Origin of the sequence: Pseudomonas sp. Q2-TVG4-2 (assembly GCF_013620795.1) — a bacterium.
Taxonomy (GTDB): Bacteria; Pseudomonadota; Gammaproteobacteria; order Pseudomonadales; family Pseudomonadaceae; genus Stutzerimonas.
In genome coordinates this window covers 42,096-53,263 of record NZ_LGLW01000012.1, presented here as the reverse complement: position 1 = coordinate 53,263, position 11,168 = coordinate 42,096, and the positions used below count along the sequence as shown (strand labels likewise).

General features: G+C 59.2%; 10 protein-coding genes and 1 pseudogene. 4 read left to right on the top strand and 7 right to left on the bottom strand.

Translation table 11 applies throughout. The features are described 5' to 3' along the window. Nucleotides 1-112: 112 nt before the first annotated feature. The 4 genes and pseudogenes from H3028_RS21360 to H3028_RS19430 form a co-directional block, all read right to left on the bottom strand. Nucleotides 113-463 (bottom strand): annotated as a pseudogene (locus H3028_RS21360) (site-specific integrase); the annotation flags it as partial. A 531-nt stretch (nt 464-994) separates the two neighbouring features. After that, complete coding sequence (locus tag H3028_RS19440) at nt 995-1,609, bottom strand: LysE family translocator (RefSeq protein ID WP_181298867.1); 615 nt, start codon at nt 1,607-1,609, stop codon at nt 995-997. Nucleotides 1,610-1,952: 343 nt separating this feature from the next. After that, nucleotides 1,953-2,792, bottom strand: a complete 840-nt coding sequence (locus tag H3028_RS19435) for a bifunctional allantoicase/(S)-ureidoglycine aminohydrolase (RefSeq protein ID WP_181298866.1) — start codon at nt 2,790-2,792, stop codon at nt 1,953-1,955. 257 nt (nt 2,793-3,049) lie between these two features. Further along, nucleotides 3,050-4,036, bottom strand: coding sequence for a DMT family transporter (locus tag H3028_RS19430; RefSeq protein ID WP_258237853.1), 987 nt, complete (start codon nt 4,034-4,036; stop codon nt 3,050-3,052). 159 nt (nt 4,037-4,195) lie between these two features. Between H3028_RS19430 and aceK the strand changes: the two genes are divergently transcribed. Both aceK and H3028_RS21355 read left to right on the top strand, forming a co-directional pair. Further along, nucleotides 4,196-5,920, top strand: coding sequence for a bifunctional isocitrate dehydrogenase kinase/phosphatase (aceK, locus tag H3028_RS19425; protein WP_181298865.1), 1,725 nt, complete (start codon nt 4,196-4,198; stop codon nt 5,918-5,920). A 178-nt stretch (nt 5,921-6,098) separates the two neighbouring features. Continuing rightward, nucleotides 6,099-6,224, top strand: a complete 126-nt coding sequence (locus H3028_RS21355) for a PA1414 family protein (RefSeq protein ID WP_258237852.1) — start codon at nt 6,099-6,101, stop codon at nt 6,222-6,224. Nucleotides 6,225-6,251: 27 nt separating this feature from the next. Here the strand turns inward: H3028_RS21355 and H3028_RS19420 are convergent, their stop codons facing one another. Beyond that, nucleotides 6,252-6,923: a glutathione S-transferase family protein gene (locus H3028_RS19420; RefSeq protein WP_181298864.1), complete on the bottom strand. Its 672-nt coding sequence runs from the start codon at nt 6,921-6,923 to the stop codon at nt 6,252-6,254. A 96-nt stretch (nt 6,924-7,019) separates the two neighbouring features. Between H3028_RS19420 and H3028_RS19415 the strand changes: the two genes are divergently transcribed. Beyond that, a complete protein-coding gene (locus H3028_RS19415) occupies nt 7,020-7,616 on the top strand; it encodes a tRNA-uridine aminocarboxypropyltransferase (protein ID WP_181298863.1) in 597 nt (198 codons plus the stop codon). A gap of 17 nt (nt 7,617-7,633) precedes the next feature. Here the strand turns inward: H3028_RS19415 and H3028_RS19410 are convergent, their stop codons facing one another. Together H3028_RS19410 and H3028_RS19405 are read right to left on the bottom strand one after the other, a co-directional pair. Next, nucleotides 7,634-8,035: a YbaN family protein gene (locus H3028_RS19410; protein ID WP_181298862.1), complete on the bottom strand. Its 402-nt coding sequence runs from the start codon at nt 8,033-8,035 to the stop codon at nt 7,634-7,636. A gap of 15 nt (nt 8,036-8,050) precedes the next feature. After that, nucleotides 8,051-8,638, bottom strand: coding sequence for a YecA family protein (locus H3028_RS19405; protein WP_181298861.1), 588 nt, complete (start codon nt 8,636-8,638; stop codon nt 8,051-8,053). A 245-nt stretch (nt 8,639-8,883) separates the two neighbouring features. On the opposite strand from H3028_RS19405, the gene recQ reads away from it, so the two are divergent. Then, entirely contained in the window at nt 8,884-11,007 is a 2,124-nt protein-coding gene (recQ, locus tag H3028_RS19400) for a DNA helicase RecQ (protein WP_181298860.1), read from the top strand. Nucleotides 11,008-11,168: the final 161 nt, after the last annotated feature.

The following is an 11,168-nucleotide window of genomic DNA, read 5'->3' as shown; positions in this document are numbered from 1 at the left end:
TCGAGTGTTCGAATCACTCCGTCCCGACCAATATGATCAATGACTTAGCCACCTTCGGGTGGCTTAGTTGTTTTTGGCCTAGCAACTTTCCGGGTGCCTACGCTGTTTTTTTCTATCCCTGTCTCCTCTTCAGGATCGTGAGCGCCGGAGCGCGTGAATCGGTTGCTGATACCTGTTGGCGGCTTCAATCAGCTGACCGAGCTCGGCCGCTGAATAATGGCTAGTGACGCTGCCGTTCTGGTGCCTCTAGAAGCACTTTCCTGTGTTCGTCCTTTACCCTCGGCGGCCCGCAGCCTCCTGCCGAACGTGTGTTTGAGGCCATGTATCCTGACCAAGGCGAAGCCGTCGAGAGGCGGCCGAAGGTATTCGTCCTGATACTGCTTCGCTGCCTGGCTCTGGCCTTTTTCCAGACCGAATCGTTCGTACGGTGCAGCGACGACGTCGGATTGCCGTTCTCATCGAATTGTCCGTACGGACCGTCGATGACCAAGCCCCCACGAGTCAGAGAAAGTACTCCCCCCGCTTTCTTACCGGCGGTATTGGCGCAGCCGATATCAGGGAAGTGGTTGAGCACATCCTGCGCCACGTGGCCGAACTCAATATGCAATCCGTATCGCTTTGGGTGGCCCGACATCTCCGGCGTGGCCGGCATCTGGCGATGCCGAGTAGATTCGGGGGGCTGAGAGGCACGGGCAGACGGGGAGACCGCGCTGCGCGCGTGCTTCGAGCAGGCCGGGAGGAGGGCGGCCTACCGGAGACAACCAGCTGCGCAGCGCTGACGGCATTCGTCATGGCGGTCACCCGCGGTATTGCAGTCCAGGCGAAGGCAGGCTTAGCCGCGAAACACTAGGGACAGTGGCCGACCAGCGTTGTCGACTGGCTATCAAGATCAGCCAGTCATCTGTGCCAGGACAGACGGATGTTTGCGGCCAGGGGGGGCCGCATTATCCCAAACATTCTCGGCGTTCTGCTTAGAAAATTCTGCGGAGCTTACCTATCTGTCAGATAACGCTAGGTTGGCCCCAAGCCCTGCGAAAGACGCAGCAAACCCCCGGCGCAGCCAGGCCCGAACTCGCTCCGATTCGATGACCGCTTTGCGGAAGGCGTCGGCCAGAAATCCGTAGAGCGCGAAGATAACGAAGGTTATAAGCATGAAGGTCGCGCTGAGTCCGAGCAGCTGTGCGAGTTCACTATCCCCGCCTGGCCGGACGAATTGCGGCAGGAACGCCAGAAAGAAGATCGTCAGCTTTGGGTTGAGAAGGTTGATCAGCATCGCCTTGGTCACCAGGCTTCGGGCACTGAGCGGTGCGCCATAGGCCTCCGCCGCGAGGGCGGATCGATCCCGCCAGGTGGCATAGGCGAGGTAGAGCAGGTAGGCGACACCGGCGTACCGAAGGGCTTCGAAGACCAGGGCGCTGGAATGTAGGATCGCTGCGATTCCGAAAATGGTTGCTAGCAGATGAGGCAGGATCCCTAACGTGCATGCCAGGGCCGCCAGGACGCCCGCGCGACGCCCGTGCACCAGCGCCGTTGAAACCGTATAGATCACGCCAGCGCCCGGTACCAGTACCACGACCAGGCAGGTGAGCAGGTATTCGAAGCTGGGCATGCGGGCTCCTCGGCATTCAGGATAGCTCGGCGGACGGCGCGGCCATTAAGACCACACCAGCATAGAACATCAGCCAAATATGCAGGCGTCACGACCGGCCGAGTTAGACGAAACGACCGCAGCCACGTTGAATCAAGGAAGGCATTCATGCGGGGTCTACGCACTTCGATGAGCGGTTAGCTCGGGGAATGGTGTTGACCAGCGGCTCGTACCGCAACGAGGTATCGACTATCCTCGCTCCCGCTGATGCCGTACTGGATGGCACAGTAACCGTGCGCTTAGCCGGACCTGAAATGAAAACGCCCTCAGTGCCAAGAGGGGGGGAGGGCGTTCGATGCTAAGGCTAGGGCCGGTGATTATACTTGCCCAGATCCATGTGGCGGTTCACGTCCTTATATAGAAGATAACGGAACTTGCCGGGGCCGCCAGAGTAACAAGCCTGCGGGCAGAAGGCGCGCAACCACATATAGTCGCCAGCTTCCACCTCAACCCAATCCTGGTTCAGGCGATAAACGGCCTTCCCTTCGAGTACATACAGGCCGTGTTCCATGACGTGAGTTTCGGCAAAGGGAATCACTGCACCGGGCTCAAATGTCACGATGTTCACGTGCATGTCATGCCGCATGTCGCGCATGTCGACGAATCGGGTGGTGACCCACTTGCCGTCGGTGCCCGGCATCGCTATCGGCTCGATATCCTGCTCGTTGGTCACAAAGGCTTCGGGGTGAGGTAGGCCTTTGACCGCCTGGTAGTACTTGCGAATCCAGTGAAAGCGCGCAGGGGAGGCGTTGTTGTTGCGTAGACTCCAATCGGAGGCTGGCGGGATGAAGGCATAGCTACCGGGGCGCATGGCGTGCTTGGTGCCTTCGAGCGTCAGAGTGAACTCACCATCGACCACGAACAGCACGCCTTCGGCATTCGGGTCTTGTTCGGGCTGGTCACTGCCGCCTCCTTCGGCCAGTTCCACGATGTATTGGGAGAAGGTCTCCGCGAAGCCGGACAGCGGGCGGGATAGAACCCACATACGCATGTTGTCCCAGAACGGCAAGTGGCTCGTGACGATGTCGCGCATCACGCCTTTCGGGATGATGGCATAGGCCTCGGTGAACATCGCACGGTCGGTCAGCAGTTCGGTCTGCGCTGGGTGGCCCCCAGTGGGTGCGTAGTACTTGGTGTTTGCCATATAACTCCCATCTTGGTTGTTGGCGCCCGCTGGCGTGATTGCCGCAAGCTGGTAAGGGGCGTTTTAAGATTGTATACATGATGCGGTGAAAACTATACACAAATGTATACAACATCTTTCACGCTACCGAAAGCCATTCCAACGTTATCGAAAGAGCGGGACGGGCGAAAAAAGAGGTTCGTCGAAGCCCTCCACACCTAAAACACCGACCTAAGGGATGTGTGGATTCCCTCGTATTGGCAACCGGCTTGTGACGCTCAGTCTGGTCGGCATGATGTGGATGGTGTTTGGGCTCGCTCTGGTATTCCAGCAAGCGCCGGATCGTCGCTAGTCGTTTCGGGGGCAGGCATCGCCACAGTAGTGGCCGGCGCTTGCTTCAGCACAAGCCAGAGCGCAACGGCGATCAGCGCGCCGCCGTAGACATAGGCCCAGTCCAACGGCTCACCAAGAAACAATGCTCCCCAAAGCACACCGAACGGTGGAATGATAAAGGTCACCGTCAGGGTTCGAACCGGGCCGATATCAGCAAGCAGCCGGAAGTAAAGAATATAGGCGAACGCCGTGCAGCCGATACCGAGCCCGAGCAGGCTAAGCCAGACCGCCCCGCCGCCCCAGGAAGCCGGCGGCGATATCAGCAACGATATGGCAAACAGGGGCAGCAGACACAGCACTGCTCCGGCCTGACTGCCGAAGGCAACCAACTCGCTGCTCAGTCCGCCGTGCTGGTTGATCCAGCGCCGGGTCAGGAAGCCCCCGAATCCATAACATGCCGTTGCGCCGAGACATGCGAGCGCACCAATCAGCAGCTGTGCGTCGAACGCCACGGGGCCAGTGCGAGTTAGCAGCGCCACGCCGCCCAGCCCAAACAGCACGCCGATCATTTTCTCCACCGTTAGCGCTTCGGCAAAAAACAACGCACCGATGAGTACACCCATCATCGGCGTAGTCGCGTTAAAAATGGCGGAATAGCCGGTTGGCAGAAACTGCGCTGCCAGTGCATAGAGCGCGAAAGGGACACCGGAATTGATCATTCCCAGAACCAGACATAGCTTCAGCTTGCCGCGAAAATCCCAGCGAACACGCATCAGCGTCAGGATCGCCAGCAGGCCAACGCACGCGAATAGCACACGGAAGAATGCGGTGGGGAAAGTCCCGAGCTCTGGTGCGATGATCCGCATGAATAGGAAACTGGCGCCCCAGATAGCAGCGAGGCCGAGAAGACGCAGAAGGTCTGAAGGGCGCATGGGAAGGCTCCGGAGGCGGGACATCGGAGTGTTGGCGAGTGCTGCCTATCTGGCAAGCCGGATCGCGCTTTTAAACTGCTTCCCATCCCCGTTGCGATACCTTTCATTACGGCCAGCCACTGGCTAAGCTCGGGCTTCCGCCGTAGCGAGACCAATCAAATGGACCAGATATCAGTGGATGCCGAGATTGCCCGGCAGATCCTGCTGGGCTTCGATGACTATCGTGAGCACTTCCGCTTGATCACCAACGGGGCAAGGTCTCGCTTCGAGCAGGCCCAGTGGCAGGAAGCCCAGCGTGCATCGGCGGCTCGTATCAATCTGTATGAGCAAAAGGTCGGTGAAACCGCAGCGACCCTGCGCTCGGCGTTCGACGCCGAAGCGCTATTGGATGTGCAGCGCTGGCCACGGGTAAAAAGTGCCTATATCAACCAGATCAATTTACGCTTCGACGATGAGTTGTCAGAGACCTGGTACAACTCAATTTTCTGCACGCTGTTCAGCCATGACTGCATCAGCGACGGCACCATGTTCATCCATAGCACTCGGCCAGGGAATCGTGCCCATGAGCGGATGACGCAGACGCGCCGGTATCAGCCCGGCGGTGACTTACACGACATGCTCGCGCAGATCTTCGATGACTTTGCTTTCGCTGTGCCATACGCGGACCTGAGTGGAGACCTGCAAAGGCTCGAGGCGCAACTGCAAGTGTCCTTGCCGGACTGGGTGTGCAAGGACCCAGAGCTCACGGTCGAACTCTTCTGCTCGGTACTGTATCGCAACAAAGGCGCCTACCTGATCGGGCGGGTCTTCACCTGCGATGAGCAGTGGCCACTCGTGATCCCGCTGCTGAACCATGAGGGCGCCGGTCTTGTCGCCGATGCGCTGATCACTGACGAGGCGGAAGTCTCGATCATCTTTTCTTTTACGCGCTCGTATTTCATGGTCGAGGTACCGATTCCGGCGGATTTCATCAGCTTCCTCAAGCGCATCATGCCAGGCAAGCATATCGCCGAGCTCTATACATCCATCGGTTTCTACAAGCATGGCAAGTCGGAATTTTATCGCGCGTTGATCAACCACCTGGCAACCACCGATGACCGCTTCATCATGGCGCCGGGGGTGCGCGGTATGGTGATGAGCGTGTTCACGCTGCCGGGCTTCAATACGGTGTTCAAGATCATCAAGGATCGATTTTCCCACGCCAAGAACGTCAGTCGCGCAACGGTGATCGAGAAGTACCGACTGGTGAAGAGCGTCGATCGGGTAGGTCGCATGGCCGATACGCAGGAGTTTGCGGATTTTCGCTTTCCCAAGTCGAAGTTCGAGCCCGACTGCCTGGCAGAACTGCTGGAGGTTGCGCCCTCAACAGTCGAGGTCCAAGGCGATACGGTTCTGGTACGGCACTGCTGGACAGAGCGGCGGATGACCCCCCTGAATATCTACGTGGAGAACGCCAGCGAGCAGCAGATCCACGAAGCGCTGGAAGATTATGGGTTGGCGATCAAGCAACTCGCTGCGGCCAATATCTTTCCGGGCGACATGCTATTGAAAAACTTCGGCGTGACCCGTCATGGCAGGGTGGTGTTCTACGACTACGATGAGATCTGCTTCCTCACCGAGGTGAACTTCCGCTACTTCCCCGAGGCGCGTTACCCCGAAGATGAGATGGCTTCCGAGCCTTGGTATTCCGTCGGCCCGAACGATGTATTCCCTGAGGAGTTTCCACGCTTTTTGTTCGCTGATATTCGGCAGCGCCGGCTGTTTGCCAAGCTGCACGGTGAGCTGTATGACGCCGCTTATTGGAAAGGTCTGCAGCAAGCGATAAGTGACGGCAAGGTGATCGACGTCTTTCCGTACAGACGTAGGCTGAAAACCACCCAGTGAGTAGCGCGGCGCGGTGAACGCCTGTAGATAGTCTGGGTCGCATTTTATAGAGCCGGAAGAAGGGCACGGCGGCCACAAACTGCAACATCTGCCGCAAGCGACCGTGCAATTCTTGGGTTATTCTGACCATGAAGCCCATGGCTCTACTACGACCCGTTACCAAGCAGGAGGGTTCATCATGAAAGCATGGCTCAGTAGCATGTGGTGGAATCTGGCAGTGGCGCTTGGCTTCATCGATCCGCCTCGGCTGCAGCCGATTCCGGTGCGCGCCCAGCGAAGCGATTCAGCGACGCCAAGACGCTGACTCGTTGAGTCTCCGGGACTGAATTGCTCAGTGCCCGGGCATTACCGGACCACCTCGTTCTATGGCTCGCTGATAGGCGGGGCGGTCACGTATCCGTTGTAGAAAAGCGTTCAGCCTCGGGCGGCTGACGCCAAGCCCGGCGCGGGCTTGGGCAGCTTCCAGCGGGAAGCTCATCTGAATATCCGCAGCGCTGAACTCTTCTCCTGCAAACCATTGGCTCTTCTCCAGTTCGCTCTCCATGTAATCCAGATGGAGTTTTAGCTGTGGGCCGATAAATGCCTTGTTGGCGCCTTTGGTGATGGCTCGGGCCACCGGCCGGATGACAAATGGCATAGGTCCGTTGGCAATGCGGTCGAATACCAGCTTGAGCAGAAGCGGAGGCATCGCCGAGCCCTCGGCGTAGTGCATCCAGTAACGAAAGCGAAGATTTTCAGGTGAACCCACAGGTGGGGCTAATCGGCCCTGGCCGTAGCGCTCGACGAGGTATTCAAGGATGGTCGCCGACTCAGCCAGCGTCAGCTCGCCGTCCGTGATGACGGGCGATTTACCCAAGGGATGCACCTTTTTCAATTCGACCGGTGCCAGCATGGTCTGCGGGTCCCTGGCGTAGCGCTTGATTTCGTAAGGCAGCTGCAGTTCTTCCAGCAGCCAGAGCACGCGCTGCGAGCGGGAATTATCCAGATGGTGCAGGGTAATCATCGGTGAGCCTCTCGGTATCGGCAGTCGCGACTAGCTTAGCGGACCGCTACGTTCCTGTCGGATATGGCAGACTTCGCCTTCTATCCAGGAGAAACTATGCCCCGTCCGCAATGTCCGCGTTGTCAGCGTCCCCTGAGTCACTGCCTCTGTATCTTGATTCCCTCGCTTGCCAGTCGCACGGCTGTGTTAATCCTGCAGCACCCGAGCGAAACCGGACATGCGCTGAATACGGCGCGGCTCGCAGCGCTTGGTCTGGTCAATGCCGAGCTGCGAACCGGAGAGGTATTCGACGAGCTGCCGCTCAATGATGGCGTTGGAAGCTATCTGCTGTTTCCAGGCGAGCATGCCGTGCCACTCGCAGAGTTGGCGCGAGAGCCTAAGCCGTTGCGGCTAATCGTCCCGGATGGAACTTGGCGCAAAGCCCGCAAGCTGCTGCATCTCAATCATCACCTCGCGAACCTGCCTCGGGTGGCGCTTCCAGAGGGGCTGACATCCCGTTATCGGTTGCGAAAGGCTCCGATGCCCGGTGCGCTGTCCACGCTTGAAGCCATAGTGGTTGCGTTGAACACGCTGGAAGGCGCGGGGCGATTCGACGCATTGCTGAGACCCTTCGAGGTCATGATCAGCGCCCAGATCGAGGCCATGGGCGACGAGGTCTTTCAGCGCAATCACGGCGGCTGTCGCGCGCGCTGAGCGCACGAAGTAATGGATTAGCGCGGCGGAAGAGTTTTTAGGCGGAGGATGTACAAGGTCACCAAGGTCGCGGTGAACAGCATGGCGATGCGGGCCCAGAACAGCGGCACCAGCCAGCAGGACAGGCTGATGCTCAGCCACATCGTCGTGATCGCATAGACCTTGCCCTTGAGCGGGACGCCATTGCCCTCCAGATAATCTCGGAACCACGGGCCAAGCCGTGGATGTGTCACTAGCCAGTTGTAGAAACGCTGTGAGCTGCGCACGAAGCAGGCGGCGGCGAGCAGAAGGAAGGGCGTGGTAGGCAGAATCGGCAGGAAAATGCCGATGACGCCGAGCGCGACGCTTAGCCAGCCGACCACCAGCAGCGCATAACGCGCTACCGGATTGCGATACGTCGGGATATCGCGGTGGGCCAAGAGAGAATCCGTGTGTCAGTGCTTGCGCGGTTTGAGAAGCGCCGGCTTCTCTTCGGGTGCGTGACAGATCAGATACAGCGCAGTAAGGATTTCCGGAATTTGCGCAACCATTTCGTCGACCAAGTCGCGGTCTGCTGCGATGTCGCTGAACTCGGGTTGCTCGTCGAATAATCCGGAACCGACCATGATCGGCAACAGCAGCTCGCTGACCTCTTCCTCGGAATCTTCGAACCACACCGACTCGCGCATGAACACGCCTTCCATGAATCCGATGCACCAGCCGCGCATGTCAGATTCATCCGGTTCGTCACCCAGGTCCAGGTCGCATGGCAATTCCATGTCTTCGTCGCTGGCCAATTGGCGGGCGATATGCGCCTTGAGTTGGATCAATGTGGCTTCGATGGCTTCGCGTTCGGTGTCGTCGGCGTACTTGGGCGGCTCGGCGAACAGCGCGTCGATCCACTCACGCTCGGGTATCTGCTCCGAACAGATGCACAACGCAGTCAGGTAGCCGTGCGCGGCGATGTAATCCAGCGCCTCTTCGTGCAGATCATCTGCATCCAGAAACACTTGCAGGCGGGCGAGTTGCTCGGCGAATGACATCGATGACTACCTTGGATAGAAGACAGCGGTGATTCTAGACGAGCTGGGGGTCCCCGGCTACCGCGCGCTCAAAGGCTACGGTGGCTGTGTCAGTTTTCAGCTCCTTCGTCTTCGACAGATAGAAAAATCCGTACGGAGTTCCGCCGTAACGGCGCTGACCACCCGGCTATCGCGTCATCGTGGTGTTCCGCCTGAACCCAGCGCTCGTGTCGCGTATACTCGCGCGTCTTGTTTCGGAGACCGGCATGCTCGATCAGGCACAGCGCATTCTAAAAGACGTTTTCGGCTATGACGCGTTTCGTGGCAACCAGGGTGCGGTCATCCAGCGTGTGGCCGGCGGCGATGATGCGCTGGTTCTGATGCCCACGGGCGGCGGCAAGTCGCTCTGCTACCAAGTGCCTGCATTACTTCGTGATGGCCTGGCTGTGGTGGTATCGCCGCTGATTGCGCTGATGGACGACCAGGTGGCCACGCTCGAGGAGCTTGGCGTTGCGGCGGCTGCGCTCAATTCGACACTGACGGCCGAACAGCAGCGCGACATTGCCGATCGCCTACGGCGCAACGAAATAAAGATGCTCTATCTCGCGCCTGAAAGACTGGTTCAGCCGCGCATGCTGGCGTTTCTCCAGCGCCTGCAGATCGGTCTGTTTGCCATTGACGAGGCCCATTGCGTCTCGCAATGGGGTCATGATTTCCGTCCAGAGTATCTACAGCTCGGGCAGCTCGCTGAATTTTTCCCCAGCGTCCCGCGCATCGCGCTCACTGCCACGGCTGACAAGCGGACGCGGGAAGAAATCGTCCAGCGGCTGCATCTGGAGAACGCCGAACGTTTCCTTTCCAGTTTCGATCGGCCAAATATTTTCTATCGCATCGTGCCGAAGGAGCAGCCGCGTAAGCAGCTGATGACGTTCCTGGCCGAGCGCCGCGGCGATGCCGGCATCGTCTATTGCATGTCGCGCAAGAAGGTCGATGACATCGCCGCCTTCCTCACCGAGCAGGGTTTTCCGGCGCTGCCCTACCACGCGGGGCTGCCGAATGATCTGCGGGCCCTCCATCAGAAGCGCTTCCTCAATGAGGAAGGCCTGATCATGGTGGCGACCATCGCCTTCGGCATGGGCATCGATAAGCCCAGCGTGCGTTTCGTCGCCCATCTGGACCTGCCCAAGTCGCTGGAAGCCTATTACCAGGAAACCGGCCGCGCGGGTCGCGATGGTCTGCCCGCCGATGCCTGGATGGCGTACGGCCTGCAGGACGTCATCTTCCTCAAGCAGATGCTTAACAACTCTGAAGGTGACGAGCGGCACAAGCGGATCGAGCAGCATAAGCTCGACGCCATGCTTTCACTATGCGAGGAAACCCGCTGCCGTCGCCAGGTCCTGCTGGCCTATTTCGATGAGCAGATGCCGGAGCCTTGCGGCCATTGCGATAACTGTGTCGATGGAGTCCAGACCTGGAATGCCACCGAACCGGCACGGCAGGCTCTGTCGGCCATCTACCGCAGCGGGCAGCGCTATGGTGTCGGGCATCTGGTCGATATCCTGCTGGGCCGCGACAATGAAAAGATTCGCAGCCTGGGTCATCAACACCTGTCCGTGTTCGGTGTTGGCAAGACGCTATCGGAAGGGGAGTGGCGCTCGCTGTATCGCCAGCTGGTTGCCCGCGGTTTGGCGGATGTCGATCTGGAGGGTTTCGGAGGGCTGCGGCTCAGCGATAGCTGCCGAGCCTTACTGCGCGGCGAGGTGACCTTGGAGCTGCGCCGCGAGCTGGCTGCCAAGGCGCCGAAGTCAGCCGTCAGCGCCGCGAGTCAGTTGGTGCGCAGCGAGGAGCGCGAAACCTGGGAGGCGCTGCGCACGCTGCGCCGTAAACTGGCTGAAGAGCATGGCGTACCGCCCTATGTGATTTTCCCGGACGCGACCCTGTTGGAAATGCTCCGCAGCCAGCCGGGCTCCCTCAGCGATATGGCGCGCATCAGCGGCGTCGGTGCTCGCAAGCTGGAACGCTATGGCCAAGCGTTCCTGGAAGTTCTGCAAGGCACGGCGAGTACCGTCAGGTCGCCCGCCGACATCCGCCATGAGCTGATCACGCTGGCTCGCGCCGGCATGACGCCGGCACAGATCGCTCGTCAGCTCGATTGCAGCGAGAAGAATGTGTACGCCATGCTCGCCGAAGCGATTGGCCAGCAGCAGCTCAGCTTGGAACAGGCCCTGGATCTGCCAGAGCAATTGCTCGGAGAGATTCAGGAGGCCTTCCTCGATGGTGAAGGCGAGCTACCACCCGTTGCGGCAATCGCTGAGCACTTTGCCGGGCGTGTTCCGGAAGCCGTTCTGTTCTGTGTCCGGGCATCGCTGCAAGCCGAATTCGAGCTCTGAATCGCTTCGGATGCTGCCTTTCGGCCGGCGGCGCCTACTAACGCTCCCCTTTTGAACATGCGCCCGGAGCGGAGCTCCAGCAATTCACGGTTACGTTCTTGCATCGATGGTAGCCTTGCCAGCATTCTGGAGGTGTGGTTAGCTCGCTAATAATTAGTATT